At 74.5% G+C, this 17875-nt stretch carries 12 protein-coding genes and 1 pseudogene; 1 reads left to right on the top strand and 12 read right to left on the bottom strand.

The window, feature by feature from the left end; all coding sequences use genetic code 11:
• Positions 1-109 precede the first annotated feature (109 nt).
• The 9 genes from MUK52_RS13850 to bldG form a co-directional block, all read right to left on the bottom strand.
• A complete protein-coding gene (locus MUK52_RS13850) occupies positions 110-1321 on the bottom strand; it encodes a DNA polymerase III subunit delta' (protein ID WP_284581706.1) in 1212 nt (403 codons plus the stop codon).
• Positions 1322-1619: 298 nt separating this feature from the next.
• Positions 1620-4805 (bottom strand): dTMP kinase, encoded by a 3186-nt coding sequence (gene tmk, locus MUK52_RS13855; protein ID WP_284576548.1) that lies wholly within the window; start codon positions 4803-4805, stop codon positions 1620-1622.
• Positions 4806-5019: 214 nt separating this feature from the next.
• On the bottom strand, positions 5020-7860 hold the full coding sequence (topA, locus tag MUK52_RS13860; protein ID WP_284576551.1) for a type I DNA topoisomerase: 2841 nt from the start codon (positions 7858-7860) through the stop codon (positions 5020-5022).
• 268 nt (positions 7861-8128) lie between these two features.
• Complete coding sequence (locus MUK52_RS13865; RefSeq protein WP_114053526.1) at positions 8129-8326, bottom strand: hypothetical protein; 198 nt, start codon at positions 8324-8326, stop codon at positions 8129-8131.
• A 138-nt stretch (positions 8327-8464) separates the two neighbouring features.
• Positions 8465-9988: a DUF7059 domain-containing protein gene (locus tag MUK52_RS13870; RefSeq protein WP_114053525.1), complete on the bottom strand. Its 1524-nt coding sequence runs from the start codon at positions 9986-9988 to the stop codon at positions 8465-8467.
• Positions 9989-10095: 107 nt separating this feature from the next.
• Complete coding sequence (locus tag MUK52_RS13875) at positions 10096-10656, bottom strand: small secreted protein (RefSeq protein ID WP_114053524.1); 561 nt, start codon at positions 10654-10656, stop codon at positions 10096-10098.
• Positions 10657-10795: 139 nt separating this feature from the next.
• Positions 10796-13198 carry a sodium-translocating pyrophosphatase gene (locus MUK52_RS13880; RefSeq protein WP_284576554.1) on the bottom strand — a complete coding sequence of 801 codons (2403 nt, stop codon included), beginning with the start codon at positions 13196-13198 and terminating at the stop codon, positions 10796-10798.
• A 259-nt stretch (positions 13199-13457) separates the two neighbouring features.
• The gene (locus MUK52_RS13885; protein ID WP_114053522.1) at positions 13458-13895 is read right to left on the bottom strand and encodes an ATP-binding protein; all 438 of its coding nucleotides are present in this window, start codon (positions 13893-13895) and stop codon (positions 13458-13460) included.
• 126 nt (positions 13896-14021) lie between these two features.
• Entirely contained in the window at positions 14022-14363 is a 342-nt protein-coding gene (gene bldG / locus MUK52_RS13890) for an anti-sigma factor antagonist BldG (protein WP_030152678.1), read from the bottom strand.
• Between the two features lie 82 nt (positions 14364-14445).
• Here bldG and MUK52_RS13895 point away from each other — a divergent pair, with 82 nt between their 5' ends.
• Positions 14446-16929 carry a DEAD/DEAH box helicase gene (locus MUK52_RS13895; RefSeq protein WP_284576559.1) on the top strand — a complete coding sequence of 828 codons (2484 nt, stop codon included), beginning with the start codon at positions 14446-14448 and terminating at the stop codon, positions 16927-16929.
• Positions 16930-17037: 108 nt separating this feature from the next.
• On the opposite strand, the pseudogene MUK52_RS13900 reads toward MUK52_RS13895, so the two are convergent.
• From MUK52_RS13900 to MUK52_RS13910, 3 genes and pseudogenes are all read right to left on the bottom strand, one after another.
• Positions 17038-17298, bottom strand: a pseudogene (locus MUK52_RS13900) (Rv3654c family TadE-like protein); the annotation flags it as partial.
• Positions 17295-17603, bottom strand: coding sequence for a TadE family type IV pilus minor pilin (locus tag MUK52_RS13905; RefSeq protein WP_472912315.1), 309 nt, complete (start codon positions 17601-17603; stop codon positions 17295-17297). The pseudogene MUK52_RS13900 and the gene MUK52_RS13905, both read right to left, overlap by 4 nt.
• Positions 17604-17670: 67 nt before the next feature.
• Positions 17671-17868, bottom strand: coding sequence for a DUF4244 domain-containing protein (locus MUK52_RS13910; RefSeq protein WP_114053519.1), 198 nt, complete (start codon positions 17866-17868; stop codon positions 17671-17673).
• Positions 17869-17875 lie beyond the last annotated feature (7 nt).

Here is a 17875-nt window from a genome sequence, read left to right on the forward strand (position 1 = left end):
GAGCGGTCAACCGCGGTCGACCAGGGCGGGCCGGCGGCCTCCGGCGGCCCCGGCGGCCTCCGGCGGCTGCGGCGGGCGGGCGGCCCGCCGCAGCGGGGCACGGCGGCTGTCAGCCCGCGCGGAGTGCCATCGTCATGGCCTCGACCGCGAGGAGCGGGGCCACGTTGCGGTCGAGGGCCTCGCGGCAGGCGCTGATCGCCTCGATCCGCCGCAGGGTGCGCTCGGGGCCGCCGGCCCGGGCGACCCGTTCGAGGTCGGGGCGCAGGTCCTCGTTGGCGAGGGCGAGGGCGCTGCCGAGCTGGAGGGCGAGGACGTCGCGGTAGAAGCCGGTGAGGTCGGTCAGGGCGAGGTCGAGGCTGTCGCGCTGGGTGCGGGTGCGGCGGCGCTTCTGCCGGTCCTCCAGCTCCTTCATCACGCCGGCCGTGCCGCGCGGCAGCCGGCCGGAGGTGCCGGCTCCGGCGCCGAGGGCGGCCTTCAGCTCCTCGGTCTCCTTCGTGTCGACCTCCTCGGCGAGCTGCTTGGCGTCCTCTGCGGCGGCGTCGACGAGCTCCTGCGCGGCCTTCAGGCAGCCGCCGACGTCGCCGACGCGGAGCGGCAGCCTCAGGACGGAGGTGCGCCGGGTGCGGGCGGACTCGTCCTGGGCGAGCCTGCGGGCGCGGTCGAGGTGCCCCTGGGTGGCCCGGGCGGCGAAGGCGGCCATGTCGGGCGGGATGCCGTCGCGCCGCACGAGCACGTCCGCGACGGCCGCGACGGGCGGGGTCCGCAGCGTCAGGTGGCGGCAGCGGGATCGGATCGTGGGGAGCACGTCCTCCAGGGACGGGGCGCACAGCAGCCACACGGTCCGCGGAGCGGGCTCCTCCACGGCCTTCAGGAGGACGTTCGCGGCGCCCTCGGTCAGGCGGTCGGAGTCCTCCAGGACGATGACCTGCCAGCGGCCGACGGCCGGGGAGAGCTGGGCGCGGCGGACGAGGTCGCGGGTCTCCTTGACGCCGATGGACAGCAGGTCGGTCCGGACGAACTCCACGTCCGCGTGCGTGCCGACCACGGTGGTGTGGCAGCCGTCGCAGAAGCCGCAGCCGGGCTCGCCGCCGAGGGCCCGGTCGGGGCTGGTGCACTGCAGGGCGGCGGCGAAGGCGCGGGCCGCGGTGGCCCGGCCTGAGCCGGGCGGGCCGGTGAAGAGCCAGGCGTGGGTCATCTTGGACGCGGCGGGCGGCTCCTGCCCGGCCTCCACGGCCGTGACCAGGGCGTCGGCGTCACGGGCGGCCGCGGCAAGCTGTGCCTGCACCCGCTCCTGGCCCACCAGGTCGTCCCACACGGGCATCCCGCCCACCGCCTTCCAGGTACTGCTCATGTGCCATCCGCCATGCCGGCCGCACGGCCGCCGCCGGCCCGGCGCGTGCGCCCTCCAGTGTGACGCCCGCCGCCGACAGTCCCGACCACACGCCGGGTCCCTGCCGGCTGCCCGGCCCGGTGCCGGCCAGGCACCGCGACCGGGACCACGGCCGCAGGTGCGGCTTCGGGGCCGGGCGCCTCCACCCCCACCTGCGGGTGCCCCGGGCGCCTCCCGGCGCCGGCATGGCCGAGCGCGCGGGCACCTCCGTGGCCTGCGTGCTGCCCGGTCAGTGGCGGCGGCGGCCGTTCTCGTCGTCTTCGTCGTCGTGGCGCGGGCCGAGCAGTTCGTCCGCCAGGGTCGGCATGTCGTCGTCCCCGGCGGCGTCCTGCGCCCACGACGGGCGTGCGGCGCGCGGCCGGCCCGCTTCGTCGAGGAGCGGCAGTTCGCGGGTCACGTCGTCGTCGGAGTCCCGGAAGATGCCCGGCGGGACCCGGTCCGCCGGGTCGCGGTCGGGGCGCCGGGCCGTGGGCCTGACCGCCGAGTGCGCCTGGGGGCGCGGCCGGGGCGCGTCCGGGCGTACGGGCGGCAGGACAGCCGTCTCGTCGGCCGGGTCGGAGGCCGGCACAGGCGGCAGTACGGAGGTCTCGGCCGCCGGGTCGACCCGGTCGGCGGCGGGCCCGGCCGGGTCCGCCTTCGGCATCGGCACCGTCTGCGTCACGTCGTCCGGGCGGACGACCCGCTTCTCCACCGGCGGCCGGACCACCGGCGTCTCGACCGTCACCGCGTCGTCCGGGTGCGGCTCCTTGGTCATGGAGACCCGCGGGGCCGCCGCGGCCTTGCGGGCCGCTTCCGCCGCGGCGGCGGCCGCCTGGGCCTCCGCCAGCCGGCGCGCCTCCTCGGCCTTCAGCAGCGCCTCCTCGGCGCGCCGCTGCTTCTCCCGGCGCCGCTCCTCGGCCTCGGCGCGCAGCCGGGCCTCCTCCTCCGCCTCGCGGCGCAGCCGCTCCTGCTCGGCGGCGCGGGCCTTCGCCTCGGCCTCGGCGCGCAGCCGTTCGGCCTCGGCGCGGGCGCGCGCCTCCTCCTCGGCGCGCCGGCGCTCCTCCTCGGCCTGGCGTGCGGCGGCCTCCTCGGCGATCCGGCGCGCCTCGGCGAGCTCCGCCTCGGCCCGGAGGCGGGCTTCCTCGGCCTCGCGGGCCCGGCGGGCCTCCTCCTCGGCGCGCTGCCGCTCCTCCTCTGCCTTGCGGGCAGCCTCCTCCTCGGCGCGGCGCCGCGCCTCCTCCTCGGCCTCGCGGCGCGCCTCGGCCCGGGCGGCCTCCTCCGCCTCGGAGAGCGGGAGCATCCGGTCCAGGCGGTGGCGTACGACGGTGGCCACCGAGTCGGGGTCCTGCCCGGCGTCGACGACGAGGTAGCGGCCGGGGTCGGCCGCGGCCAGGGTGAGGAAGCCGGCCCGGACCCGCTGGTGGAACTCGGCGGGCTCCGACTCCAGCCGGTCGGGGGCTTCGGTGAACCGCTCGCGGGCGGTCTCCGGGGAGACGTCGAGCAGCACGGTCAGGTGGGGGACGAGCCCGTCGGTCGCCCAGCGCGAGATACGGGCGATCTCGGTCGGGGACAGGTCCCGGCCGGCGCCCTGGTAGGCCACGGAGGAGTCGATGTAGCGGTCGCTGATGACGACGGCGCCGCGCTCCAGGGCGGGCCGGACCACGGTGTCGACGTGCTCGGCGCGGTCGGCGGCGTACAGCAGGGCCTCGGCCCGGTTCGACAGCCCGGCGGAGGAGACGTCGAGCAGGATCGAGCGCAGGCGCTTGCCGACCGGGGTGGCGCCCGGCTCGCGCGTAACGACGACCTCGTGGCCCTTGCCCCGTATCCACTCGGCCAGGGCCTGGACCTGGGTGGACTTGCCGGCGCCGTCACCGCCTTCGAGGGCGATGAAGAACCCGGAGCCGGCCGGGGCCTGGAGCGGCTCCCCGCCGCGCAGCGCGTCGCGCAGGTCGCGGCGCAGGGGTACGCCGCCCCGGTCGTCGGCCTTGGCGAGCACGATCACGGCGACCGGCAGGAGCAGGACGCCGACGAGCATCAGCGTGTACGCCGCGCCGCCGTGCCGGAACACCAGCTCGCCGGCGGTCAGCCGGTGGGGGCCGATGCCGGCCGCCACGACGGGGGCGAGAAGCGCCCCGAGGCCGACCGCGACCCGTACGACGGCCTGCAGGTGCTCGGTGACGCGGCCGCGGCGGAGCTCCTCGGTCTCCTGGTCCAGCAGGGTGTGCCCGGTGTTCGCGGCGACGCCTGCGGCGGTGCCGGCGAGCAGCGACAGCAGCAGCACGGTCGCGGTGTCGGGCACCAGGCCGCTCAGCAGCAGCGCGGCGCCCGCGACCGCCGTGGCGAGGGCCAGCAGGCGGCGCCGGGACAGGGCGGGCAGCACCTTCCCGGCCTGGGTGGCGCGGATGCCGGCGGCGGTGCCGCCGAGCAGGGCCAGGACGAGCAGCGCGAAGGTGGCGGGACCGCCGCCGAGGTCGTACGCGTGGAGCACGGCGACGGCCGCGGCACCGGACACGGCTCCGGCGACGGCCGCGCAGGCCAGGACGAACAGCGGGATGGAACCGGTACGCCCCTTGTCGGGCCGGTCCCCCGCCTTGGGGGCGCGCAGCCCTTCCAGCGGCGAGCGCGGCCGCGGGGTCCGGCTCTCGGGCAGGACCAGCGGGACGAGCAGCGACAGGGACGCGGCGAACAGTCCGGCCGCCACGTACGAGCCGAGGGCGGCCTGGTTCGCGGCGAGCCAGTCCACGCCGAGGGCGAGCGCCTTGCCGATCAGGGTGGCGGCGAGCAGCACGGCCGCGGCGGCGGGCATCGCGGCGAACGAGGTGCGCAGGGTGAGCCGGCGCAGCGCGTCCAGGTGGTCGGGCAGCGGCCGTACGGCGGCGCCCTCGGGCGGCGCGGCGGGCAGCAGGCCGGGGGCGGCGCTGTCCTTGGCCGTGGTCCACAGCCGCTCGGCGGCGCCGGCGACGAAGACGGTGGCGAGCAGCGCGGTCAGCGCGTGCGCCGGGATCCAGTCGAGCCACAGCGGGGCGACGACGAACAGCCCGATCCGGATCCCGTCGGCCGCGATCATGGTCCAGCGGCGGTCGAGCTTGCCGCCGGGGGCGATGAGCCCCGCGAGCGGGCCGAGCAGGACGGCGCCGAAGAGCAGGGTCGCGGCGATGCGGACGCCGAAGACGGCCGCGATGGTCAGGGCCCAGCCGCGGTAGCCGCCGCCGAACACCTCCTGGGAGACGCCGGTCTGGAAGGCCAGCAGCACCAGGACCAGCAGGGCGAGGGCGTCGCCGATGCCGCTCACGAGCTGGGCGCTCCACAGCCGCCGCAGCCGGGGTGTGCGCAGCAGGGCGCGCACCGCCCGCTCGCGGGAGTCCGCGGCGAGGGCTTCGTCGTAGGAGGGGTTCACGGGGGCGGTCACGCCAGTCGGCTGCTCGGCTCGCGTCATCCGCCCAGCCTATCCGCTGCGCCGGACGGCTGCGGAGGCCTGTGGACAACCCCGGCGGCCCCCGCCTCGCGCCCCTCCGAACCCTCCTGCACCGCCTGCAGGGCCGGCTCCCGGCCGGGGCCGGACGCGCGGCGGGACGGTACCCCGCGCGCTCGCGCCGGTACCGCCCCGCCGGACCCTGAGGTCCTCAGGTCCTGAGGTCCTGAGGTCCTGCCTAATCCTCGGCCGTGGCCGCCGCTGCCGTCGTCTTCGCAGCCGCGGCCTTCGCGGTGGCCGTCTTCTTCGCGGCCGTCTTCTTCGCCGTCGTCGTCTTGGCCGCCGAGGTCTTCTTGGCGGCGGTCTTCTTCGCGGCCGTCGCCTTCTTCGCCGGGGCCTTCTTCGCGGCGGTCGCCTTCTTGGCCGTCTTCTTCGCCGGCCCCTTCGCCCGCTTCTCGGCGAGCAGCTCGTAGCCGCGCTCGGGCGTGATCGTCTCCACGTCGTCGTCGCGCCGCAGCGTCGCGTTCGTCTCGCCGTCCGTCACGTACGGGCCGAAGCGGCCGTCCTTGACGACGACCGGCCGCTCGCTGACGGGGTCGGTGCCCAGCTCCTTCAGCGGGGGCTTGGCCGCCGCCCGCCCGCGGACCTTGGGCTGGGCGTAGATCGCCAGCGCCTCGTCGAGCGTGATCGTGAAGAGCTGCTCCTCCGACTCCAGCGACCGCGAGTCCGTCCCCTTCTTCAGGTACGGGCCGTACCTGCCGTTCTGGGCGGTGATCTCCACGCCCTCGGCATCGGTGCCCACGACGCGCGGCAGCGACATCAGCTTCAGCGCGTCGTCGAGGGTGACCGTGTCCAGGGACATCGACTTGAACAGCGAGGCGGTGCGCGGCTTGACCGCGTTCTTGCCGGTCTTGGGGGTGCCCTCGGGCAGGACCTCGGTCACGTACGGCCCGTACCGGCCGTCCTTGGCGACGATCTGGTTGCCGCTGACCGGGTCGGCGCCCAGCTGGAACTCTCCGCTCGGCTTGGCGAAGAGCTCCTCCGCGTAGGCGACCGTCAGCTCGTCCGGGGCGAGGTCGTCGGGCACGTCGGCCCGCTGGTGGCCCTCGGCGTCCTTCTCGCCGCGCTCCACGTACGGCCCGTAGCGGCCGACGCGCAGCACGATGCCCTCGCCGACCGGGAAGGAGGAGATCTCCCGGGCGTCGATCGCGCCGAGGTCGGTGACGAGCTCCTTCAGGCCGCCGAGGTGGTCGCCGTCGGCGGGCACGATGCCCGAGGCCTCCTCGGAGCCGAAGTAGAAGCGCTTGAGCCACGGCACGGCCTGGGCCTCGCCGCGGGCGATGCGGTCGAGGTCGTCCTCCATCTTGGCGGTGAAGTCGTAGTCGACGAGCCGGCCGAAGTGCTTCTCCAGCAGGTTGACCACGGCGAACGACAGGAAGGACGGCACGAGGGCCGTGCCCTTCTTGAAGACGTAGCCGCGGTCGAGGATCGTGCCGATGATCGACGCGTACGTCGACGGGCGGCCGATCTCGCGCTCCTCGAGCTCCTTGACCAGCGAGGCCTCGGTATAGCGGGCCGGCGGCTTGGTGGCGTGGCCGTCCGCGGTGATCTCGTCGGCGGCGAGCGCGTCGCCCGCGGCGACCTGCGGCAGGCGCCGCTCACGGTCGTCGAGCTCGGCGTTCGGGTCGTCCGCGCCCTCGACGTACGCCTTCATGAAGCCGTGGAAGGTGATGGTCTTGCCGGAGGCGGTGAACTCGGCGTCCCGGCCGTCGCGGGCCGTGCCGCCGATCCTGACGGTGACCGAGTTGCCGGTCGCGTCCTTCATCTGGGAGGCGACGGTCCGCTTCCAGATCAGCTCGTAGAGCCGGAACTGGTCGCCGGTCAGACCGGTCTCGGCCGGCGTGCGGAAACGATCACCCGAGGGGCGGATCGCCTCGTGCGCCTCCTGCGCGTTCTTGACCTTGCCCGCGTAGACGCGCGCCTTCTCCGGCAGGTAGTCGGCTCCGTACAGCTGCGTGACCTGCGCCCGGGCCGCGGCCACGGCCGTGTCGGACAGCGTCGTGGAGTCGGTTCGCATGTAGGTGATGAAGCCGTTCTCGTACAGCTTCTGCGCCACCTGCATGGTCGCCTTCGCCCCGAAGCCGAGCTTGCGCGAGGCCTCCTGCTGGAGCGTCGTCGTACGGAACGGGGCGTACGGGGAGCGGCGGTACGGCTTGGACTCGACCGAGCGGACCGCGAAGGAGCTGTCCGCGAGGGCGGCGGCCAGGGCGCGCGCGTTCGCCTCGTCGAGGTGGAGCACCTCGGGGTTCTTCAGCTGTCCGTTCGCACCGAAGTCGCGGCCCTGGGCGACGCGCTTGCCGTCGACGGTGTTCAGGCGTGCGACGAGGGTGGACGGGTCGGACGGGTCGCCGGCCCGGCCGGTCGAGAAGGTGCCGGTCAGGTCCCAGTACTCGGCGGAGCGGAAGGCGATGCGCTCGCGCTCGCGCTCGACGACGAGGCGGGTGGCCACGGACTGCACGCGGCCCGCCGACAGCTTCGGCATGACCTTCTTCCACAGCACCGGGGAGACCTCGTAGCCGTAGAGCCGGTCGAGGATGCGGCGGGTCTCCTGGGCGTCGACCATGCGCTGGTTCAGCTCGCGCGGGTTGGCGACGGCGTCGCGGATCGCGTCCTTGGTGATCTCGTGGAAGACCATGCGGTGGACGGGGACCTTGGGCTTGAGGACCTCCTGGAGGTGCCACGCGATGGCCTCGCCCTCGCGGTCCTCATCGGTGGCCAGGAAGAGCTCGTCGGATTCGGCCAGCAGCTCCTTGAGCTTCCTGACCTGGGCCTTCTTGTCGGCGTTGACGACGTAGATCGGCTGGAAGTCGTGCTCGACGTCCACGCCGAGGCGGCGCACCTCGCCCGTGTACTTCTCGGGTACCTCCGCGGCGCCGTTCGGGAGGTCGCGGATGTGCCCGACGCTCGCCTCGACGACGTATCCCGGGCCGAGGTAGCCCTTGATCGTCTTCGCCTTGGCAGGGGACTCGACGATGACGAGTCGGCGGCCGCCCTGTGCGGTCTCGCTAGTCGGGGACAACTTGGCTCTTCTCTCCGGTCGGCACTCGGTCGCAGTACGGCGACGCTGCGGAGTGTGACGGTACAACCCGCCCCCGTGTCAAACGGCACAAGCCCGCAACGGCCACTCGAACGGTAACCCGACTAGTGCCATTTCTGCCGCCCGGATACCCCGCCGGGCCCGTCCCGATCACCGGCCCGAGTGGCCAGGGGGCCGTCTGGCCCCGCCCCCGCACCCGTCCTGACGTCCGGCTTTGCCCCGAGAGCCGCGGCCGGCGGAGCGGCCCGGGTCAGAGATGTGCGAGGCACCACGCCCCGAGGCCCAGCGACACCGCCGCGCCGAGCAGAGCCGCCGGGAGGGCGAGCGAGGGGCGCACGCCCTCGGCGACCGGCGCACCGCGGCGTACGCACGCCCCCGTCCAGGCCAGCAGGGCCGTCCCGTACAGCAGGAACACCGCTGCCGCGAACACCGCCGGACCGCGCTCCATGCCGTTCCCCCCATCGTCGCAAGGCCGCCCCGGGGCCCCGGCGTCCCCCCGGTACCCCGGGGCCCCTGCGGCCGTGCGCCCTTCCGCCGGGGAGCCTGCCAGCCGCGGGGGAACGGCGGGCGAACCCCCGGTGACGGCTCAGTGGTCGGCGACCGGCTCCAGGAACCCCTGCTCGACGAGCAGCCGGATCGCCTCCGGGGTCCGGTCCCGCAGCCCCACCGGATCCTCCTGCACCAGCTGCGCGATCGCGTCGAGGATCCGGCCCGCGCTGAGCGAGCCGTCGCAGACGCCCGCGAACCCGGCCCCGACCGTGTCGACCTTGGTGGCCCGCCGCATGCCGCGGTTCTGCCGCAGCACCACGTGCTCGGGGTCCTCCGCGCCGGGCGCCCCGACCTGCTCCTGCACGACCTCGCCGGCCAGGACGAAGCGGGCCTCCAGCAGGGCCGCGTCGTCGTGGTCGCGCAGGTAGTCCTGGCGGGCGAAGTGCGCGGCGACCGCGTCGCCGAGCGGCTGCTCCACCGGGTGGGGCCACTCCTCGATCACGATCGACGGCTCCTGCGCGCCGCTGCGGCGCAGCGTGATCCACCCGAAGCCGACCGCCTTGGTCTTGCGGGCCTCGAACTCGTCGAGCCATTCCTCGTACCGGCGCGCGTACTCGTCCGGAGCGGTGCGGTGGTCGCCCGCGTCGCGCAGCCACAGCTCGGCGTACTGGGTCACGTCCTGGACGTCGCGCTGGACGATCCAGGCGTCGCAGCCGCGCGGCACCCAGGAGCGGACGCGGTCGCGCCAGTCCTCGCCCTCGACGTGCTGCCAGTTGCCGAGGAACTGCGCGTAGCCGCCGGGGTTGAGGTGCGCGCCGGCCTGCTGGACGAGCGTGCGGCACAGGTCGTCGCCGCCCATGCCGCCGTCCCGGTACGTCAGCCGGGCGCCGGGGGAGATGACGAACGGCGGGTTGGACACGATGAGGTCGTACGCGGCATCCCCGACGGGCTCGAACAGCGACCCGAGGAGCAGTTCGGCCTCCGGCGCCCCGGACAGCGCGAGCGTCAGCCGGGTGAATTCCAGGGCGCGGGGGTTGACGTCGGTGGCGGTGACGCGGGTGGCGTGCCCGGCGGCGTGCAGCGCCTGGATGCCGGATCCGGTCCCGAGGTCGAGGGCGCTGCCGACGGGGGTGCGCACGGTGATCCCGGCGAGGGTGGTGGAGGCGCCGCCGACGCCGAGGACGACGCCCTCCTCGCGCGAGCCGATCCCGCCGGCCCCGCCGACCGCGCAGCCGAGGTCGGAGACGATGAACCAGTCCTCGCCGTTCGGGCCGCCGTACGGGCGGACGTCGACGGCGGCGCGGACCGCGTCCCCGCCGCCGGCCTCCTCCGCGCGGTGCAGCCAGCCGTCGGCGAGCGCGGCCTCCAGGGGCAGCGCCCGTGCGGCGTCTGCGGCCGGCACGGTCTGCCGGAGCAGGAACAGCCGGACCAGGCTCGCCAGCGGGCTGCTGCCGGCGCTCCGGGCGGCGCGCAGGGCGGGCACGGTCTCGCTGCGGGCCAGGGCGGCGTAGGCGGGGGCGCCGAGCAGGTCGAGCAGCCCGTCGGCGGTGAAGCCGGCGGCGAGCAGCGCGGTGCGGAGTTCGGCGGCGCGGTCGGGCGTGGGGAGGCTGGAGGTACTCACGCGTCCATTGTGTCGGCCGGCGCCGCCGTTCCGTGCGGCGCGCGGCCGGGCGGCGGGGCGGCGGGGTCCGCCGGGCGGGCTGCCCGGCGGTCCGGCGGCCCTGTGGATCAGCCCGTCGGCGCGGGGGCCGCGACCTTGCAGCCCTTCTGCGCGTTCAACGCCTTCGCCATGCCGCTCGCGTTGAGCTCGTTGAAGGCGTTCTTGCTGCCCTGGTTCGCCGCCTCGATGTCGGCGCTGAGCGCTTCGAGGCCGTCGGCGAACTTCGCCGGGTCCTTCGCGTCCAGCGCGTCGATCTTCGTCTTCACGTCCGCGTAGCCCTTGGCCGCCGACTCGAAGCCGCCGGCCGACGCGTCGAGCGTGGACTGCCCGTCCTTGACGGGCGGGACCCCGGCATCGCGCAGGGCCTTGGCCATCGCCGTGTACGCGTCGGCCTGCGTCTGGAAGGCGGCGGAGTCGACCTTCTGGACCTCGTCGGACTTGCTGTCCTGTGACGAGACGCGCTTCATCTCGGCGTTCGCCTTCTCGACCTTGTCCAGGTGCGGCTCCCAGACGTCGCAGACCTTCTTGGCCCAGGCGTTGGCCTTCTCGTCGCCGTCGTCGCCGCAGCCGGACAGCACGAGCACCAGCGCCGCACAGCCGGACACCGCGGCCGCAAGCTTCTTGTTCACCGGATCGGTCCCTTCGAGGAGGCTCTCCGCGGGGAAGATACACGGCCGCTGTCGCCCGTCGCGGAAAGGCGGACGGGCGGCGCGCCCGTACGCGCCGCCCGTCCGCCTCCGTGCCGGGCCGCCGAGGGGGCCCTCCGGGTCAGGAGACCACCGCGGGGTCGGATGGCTTGGCCACCCGTTCGGCCGCGGCCCCGTCGCCGCCTTCGCCGACGGCGATGTCGCGCCGCTTGGAGACGTAGACCGCGGCGACGATGACGGTGATGGCGACGGCCGCGACGATCGCCCGGACGGTCGGGCTGGTGTCGGGGCCGTAGCTGAACTGCACGACGGCCGGCGCGATCAGGAGCGCCACCAGGTTCATCACCTTCAGCAGCGGGTTGATGGCCGGGCCGGCGGTGTCCTTGAACGGGTCGCCGACGGTGTCGCCGATGACGGTCGCGGCGTGGGCGTCGCTGCCCTTGCCGCCGTGGTGGCCGTCCTCGACGAGCTTCTTCGCGTTGTCCCAGGCCCCGCCGGAGTTCGCGAGGAACACCGCCATCAGGGTGCCGCAGCCGATGGCCCCCGCCAGGAACGCGCCGAGCGCGCCGACGCCGAGGACGAAGCCGACCGCGATGGGCGCCATGACGGCGAGCAGGCCGGGCGTGGCGAGCTCGCGCAGCGCGTCCTTGGTGCAGATGTCGACGACGCGCCCGTACTCGGGCTTCTCCGTGTAGTCCATGATCCCGGGGTGCTCGCGGAACTGGCGGCGCACCTCGTAGACGACGGAGCCGGCGGAGCGGGACACGGCGTTGATGGCGAGGCCGGAGAAGAGGAAGACCACGGCGGCGCCGAGGACGAGGCCGACGAGGTTGTTGGGCTGGGCGATGTCGAGGCTGAGGTTCATCTCCCCGGCCTTCGCCCCGACTTCCTTCACCGCGGTGGAGATGGCGTCGTTGTACGAGCCGAACAGCGCGGCCGCGGCGAGCACGGCGGTGGCGATGGCGATGCCCTTGGTGATGGCCTTGGTGGTGTTGCCGACCGCGTCGAGGTCGGTCAGGACCTGGGCTCCGGCGCCCTCGACGTCGCCGGACATCTCGGCGATGCCCTGGGCGTTGTCGGAGACCGGGCCGAAGGTGTCCATGGCGACGATCACGCCGACGGTGGTGAGCAGGCCGGTGCCAGCCAGGGCCACCGCGAAGAGCGCGAGCATGATGGAGGTGCCGCCGAGCAGGAACGCGCCGTAGACGCCGAGGCCGATCAGGAGCGCCGTGTAGACGGCGGACTCCAGGCCGACCGAGATGCCCGCGAGGACGACGGTGGCCGGCCCGGTGAGGGCGGACTTGCCGATGTCGCGGACGGGGCGCCGGGTGGTCTCGGTGAAGTAGCCGGTGAGCTGCTGGATCAGGGCGGCCAGGACGATGCCGATGGCGACGGCGACCAGGGCGAGGATCCGGGGGTCGCCGGGGTGGTTGGTGATCGCCGCGTTCTCGACGCCGACGAGGTCCTTGTACGAGGACGGCAGGTACGCGTACACGGCGGCGGCGACCAGGGCCAGGGAGATCGCGGCGGAGATGAAGAAGCCGCGGTTGATGGCGGTCATGCCGCTGCGGTCGGAGCGGCGCGGTGAGACGGCGAAGATGCCGATCATCGCGGTGACGACGCCGATGGCGGGGACGATGAGCGGGAAGGCGAGGCCGAGGTCGCCGAAGGCGGCCTTGCCGAGGATGAGCGCGGCCACGAGGGTGACGGCGTAGGACTCGAAGAGGTCGGCGGCCATGCCCGCGCAGTCGCCGACGTTGTCGCCCACGTTGTCGGCGATGGTCGCGGCATTGCGCGGGTCGTCCTCCGGAATGCCCTGCTCGACCTTGCCGACCAGGTCGGCGCCGACGTCGGCGGCCTTGGTGAAGATGCCGCCGCCGACACGCATGAACATCGCGATCAGGGCGGCGCCGAGGCCGAAGCCCTCCAGGACCTTGGGGGCGTCGGCGGCGTAGACCAGGACGACGCAGGAGGCGCCGAGCAGGCCGAGGCCGACGGTGAACATGCCGACGACGCCGCCGGTGCGGAAGGCGATCCGCATCGCCCGGTGGGAGACCTCGGTCAGGTCCTTGGCGGGCTCGCCCTCGGCCGGGGTGGCCTCGCGCGCGGCGGCGGCGACGCGGACGTTGGCCCGGACGGCAAGGCGCATGCCGATGTAGCCGGTGGCCGCCGAGAAGAGGGCGCCGACGAGGAAGAAGGCGGAGCGGCCCGCCCGCTGGCCCCAGTCGTCGGCGGGCAGCAGGAAGAGCAGGAAGAACACGACGACGGCGAAGATCCCGAGGGTGCGCAGCTGCCGGCCGAGGTAGGCGTTCGCGCCTTCCTGGACCGCCGCGGCGATCTTCTTCATGCTGTCGGTTCCCTCGTCGGCGGAAAGTACCTGGCGGACCAGGACCTGCGCGACGACGAGTGCGGCAATTGCGACGGCCGCGATCACCATGACGATGAGCCGGTTGTCCTCGGTGAGTACTGCGGCTGCCAGATCGGCGGTGCCGTCCGGCGCGTTGGGGGTGAAGAGCCCCGTCATTCGTCCTCCTTGACGTGATGAGCTCAAGATGTGGACGGATTGTAGGGACCTCTTCCGCATCAAAACAGTGCACGGGAAACGGAATTGGCCTGCTCTTGCACCCCACCAATAGATTGCGTCACTCCATTACCCCCGAAAGAAGTAATGGGGCAAAGGCATTGACGCCTGGTCATTGATCCGTAATACCGGTCCGGGAACGAGAAAAGGCCCTGCTCGGCAGGGCCTTCAATAAGATCCAAAAATATTCAGGGAGTACCGGCTAAGGCAGTTCGCCCTCGCCCGTCCCCGAGACGGGCCAGCTCATGCGGATGGTGCCGCCGGCCTCGCCGCTGATCACCTCGACGTCGTCGACGAGACCGCTGATCACGGCGAGCCCCATCTCGTCCTCCGCGTCGCCGTCCGGGTCGAGGGCCGCCTGCAGACCCGGCACGGTCCCGCCGGACGGGCCGGGCACCTCGTCGCCGACCTCGATGGAGAACGACTTCTCCTCCTCGGTGAGCACCACCCGGACGGGCGCGGTGAGCCCGTTGCTGAGGTGCAGTCCGACGGCGCGTGAGCAGGCTTCGCCCACGGCGAGGCGGACCTCGTCGAGCACGGCTTCGTCCACGCCGACCCGCCGCGCCACGGCGGCCGCGACCAGGCGGGCCGTGCGGACGTGCTCGGGCTGGGCGCTGAAGCGGAGTTCAACGGTGGCCATTGCGTCCCCCTCGGACTGGGCGTGCCTTGCAGAGGCCCGGACCGCATGCGGCCCGCGCCCCCGCTCCTCTCCGGCGCCCCCGCTGCCCGGGCCGGCGTACGGCCGCGCCCGGGGCGGGGACGGACGTCAGTCGGTGGCGGCGACGGCGTCCTCCACCGTCGTGTGGATCGGGAACACCTTGGTCAGGCCCGTGATGCGGAAGATCTTCAGGATGCGCTCCTGGTTGCAGACCAGCCGCAGCGAGCCCTCGTGCGCGCGGACGCGCTTGAGGCCGCCCACGAGCACACCGAGGCCGGTGGAGTCGAGGAAGTCCACCCGCTCCATGTCGACAACCAGGTGGTAGCTGCCGTCGTTCACCAACTCGACCAACTGCTCGCGCAGCTTGGGCGCGGTATACACATCAATCTCGCCACCGACCTCCACGACCGTACGGTCGCCGACAGTGCGAGTCGACAGGGACAGGTCCACGGATCCTCCAGCACCTTGCTATCGAGCGGCGCCCCCCAGGGGCCTCCCCCACCCGCGGGCGGGGGAGAGATTGGCTGCCGCGATGGCATTCAACCACTTACCGGCAGGCGCGCACGACGCCTTCCGTCCATTGTCCTGCACGCCGGTGACACACTCGGTTCCAATGGCCAATACTCACCGCCCCGGCCGCCATAGGGCGCCCGGGGACCCGAAACCCGCTCCCGGCACGGTCCTGGACCGCCTGTCACGGGGGCCGGAGAGGGCTGCACGCATCACTCATACGGAGCACTTGCCCCCTCGGGAGGGCCGTCATGCAGTGTGGCCCGACCGCATCCGGACGGATGTCGTGGCCGCGATCCGCTCCGCGGGTGTCGAGCACCCCTGGGCGCACCAGGCGGCGGCCGCTGAGCACGCCCTGGACGGCGAATCCGTGGTGGTCGCCACCGGAACGGCCTCCGGGAAGTCGCTGGCCTACCTGGCGCCGGTGCTGTCCGCCCTCGCGGACGGCTCCGAGGCTCCGAACGGGCGGGGCGCGACCGCCCTGTACCTGGCCCCGACGAAGGCGCTCGCCGCCGACCAGCGGCGCGCCGTGCGCGAACTGGCGGCGCCGCTCGGCACCTCGGTCCGCCCCGCCGTGTACGACGGCGACACGCCGGTGGAAGAACGCGAATGGGTGCGCCAGTACGCGAACTACGTCCTGACCAACCCCGACATGCTGCACCGCGGGATCCTGCCGGCCCACGCCCGCTGGTCCTCCTTCCTGCGTGCCCTGCGCTACGTCGTCGTCGACGAGTGCCACACCTACCGGGGCGTCTTCGGCTCGCACGTGGCGCAGGTGCTGCGCCGGCTGCGGCGGCTGTGCGCGCGCTACGGCGCCGACCCGGTGTTCCTGCTGGCGTCCGCCACCGCGAGCGACCCGGCGGCCGCCGCCTCCCGCCTGACGGGCCTGCCGGTCCGCGAGGTCGCCGACGACGCCTCCCCGCGGGGCGAGGTGGTCTTCGCCCTGTGGGAGCCGCCGCTGACCGACCTGCGGGGCGAGCGGGGGGCCCCGGTGCGGCGCACGGCCACGGCCGAGACCGCCGACCTGCTGACCGACCTCGTCGCGCAGGGGGTCCGGACGGTCGCGTTCGTCCGCTCGCGGCGGGGCGCAGAGCTGATCTCGGTGATCGCCCAGGAGAAGCTCGCCGAGGTGGACCGGTCGCTGCCGGGGCGGGTCGCCGCCTACCGCGGCGGCTACCTGCCGGAGGAGCGGCGGGCCCTGGAGGCGGCCCTGCACTCCGGCGAGCTGCTGGGACTGGCCGCGACGACGGCGCTGGAGCTGGGCGTGGACGTGTCCGGGCTCGACGCGGTCCTGATCACCGGCTATCCGGGGACCCGGGCGTCGCTGTGGCAGCAGGCGGGCCGGGCCGGCCGCTCCGGCCAGGGCGCCCTGGCCGTGCTGATCGCCCGCGACGACCCGCTCGACACCTACCTCGTGCACCATCCGGAGGCGCTGTTCCGCCGGCCGGTGGAGGCAACCGTCCTGGACCCGGACAACCCGTACGTCCTGGCCCCGCACCTGTGTGCGGCCGCCGCGGAGGCCCCTCTGACGGAGGCGGACCTGCCGCTGTTCGGCCCGGCCGCCCGGGAGCTCGTACCGCAGCTGGAGGCGGCGAAGCTGCTGCGCCGGCGGGCCACGGCCTGGCACTGGACGCGCCGGGAGCGGGCCGCGGACCTGGCGGACATCCGGGGCGGGGGCGGCCGCCCGGTGCAGATCGTGGAGGCCGGCACGGGGCGGCTGCTGGGGACGGTGGACGAGTCGGCCGCCCACACCGCCGTCCACGACGGCGCCGTCCACCTCCACCAGGGCCGCACCTACCTGGTGCGGCACCTCGACCTGGAGGACTCCGTCGCCCTCGTCGAGGAGGCCAGCCCGCCCTTCTCGACGACCGCCCGCGACACCACCGCCGTCTCCGTGCTGGAGACCGACGCCGAGATCCCCTGGGGGGACGCCCGGCTCTGCTACGGCTCGGTGGAGGTGACCAACCAGGTGGTGTCCTACCTGCGCCGCAAGCTGATCACCGGCGAGGTCCTCGGCGAGGCCAAGCTGGACCTGCCGCCGCGCACCCTGCGCACCCGCGCCGTGTGGTGGACGGTCACCGAGGACCAGCTGGACGAGGCGGGGATCACCCCGGAGATCCTCGGCGGGGCCCTGCACGCCGCCGAGCACGCCTCCATCGGCCTGCTGCCGCTGTTCGCGACCTGCGACCGCTGGGACATCGGCGGCGTCTCCGTCCCCCTGCACCCGGACACCCTGCTGCCGACCGTCTTCGTCTACGACGGCCACCCCGGCGGAGCCGGCTTCGCGGAGCGGGCCTTCCACACGGCCCGCGCCTGGCTGACGGCGACCCGCGACGCGATCGCCGCCTGCGAGTGCGAGGCGGGCTGCCCCTCCTGCATCCAGTCCCCGAAGTGCGGCAACGGCAACGACCCGCTCCACAAGCGGGGCGCGATCCGCCTCCTGACCCGCCTCCTCGCCCACGCCCCGGACGCCCCCGGGACCGACCCGCAGCCGCCCGCCCCCTGAGCCGTGCGGCTCCTCCGCGGCCGGAGGCGGTGCGTCCTCGGCCGAGGACGGGCCCGCGCGGGCCGTGATCACCGGGGTGAAGGGGCCCGCGGCGGGGCGGGCCGCAACCTCGGCCACCTCCCCGTGGAGGAGGCAGGCGGCGACGGAGGCGCCCTGCGCCGCCGCCACGCGCCGGGCGGCGGCGCACGCGGCCTCGGGGCCGCGGGCCCAGGTGGCGGCCGCGGCGAGCGCCCCCAGGTCGGCGGCCGCCGCCGCGCGGTGGCGGGCGGCCACCGCCTGGCCGAGCAGCAGCACCCCGCCGAACACCGCCCCCAGGGCGGTGGCCACGAGGGCCGCCCACACGGTCGCCGAACCCCGGTCGCCCCTCATGGCGGCGGCCCCACGCTGTCCTCGGCCAGGGCCGCCGCCCGGGCCCCGAGCCGCACCTGCAGCCCGGCCGGCCCCGGCGCAGGCGCCTCCACCCGAACGTGCCACAGGTCGCCCTTGCGTTCGATCACCACCTCGGCCCCGGCCGGGGCGGCCGACCGGGCTGCCGCGGCCGCGTCCTGCCCCGGCTCCGAGCGGGCCGCGGCCCGGGCACCGACCCGGGCCGCGTCCACGCAGCGGATCTGCGCGGCCGCCGCCATCAGGGCCCACACGAGCAGGGCGGCGAACAGCACCAGGGCCGGAATCACCAGAGCCGCCTCCGCGGTGGCGAATCCGCCGTCGCGCGGCCGGGCCGGAGCAGTCCGCGGACTTTCCTCAGAAAGGCACATCGAGTGCCTTTCCGATGGTCGACTGGAGCGCCGTGGAGACCACGTCGCTCGTCACCACCTTGTACAGGACCGCGGCGAACGCACACGCCGCGATCGTCCCCATGGCGTATTCCGACGTCGACATCCCGGCGTCCCCGGCCCGCCCGCCGATCACCGCCCGCACACGAAACCAGATCATCCTCATGGCAACC

This window comes from Streptomyces sp. 2P-4 (assembly GCF_030167965.1).
GTDB classification, from domain to species: domain Bacteria; phylum Actinomycetota; class Actinomycetes; order Streptomycetales; family Streptomycetaceae; genus Streptomyces; species Streptomyces globosus_A.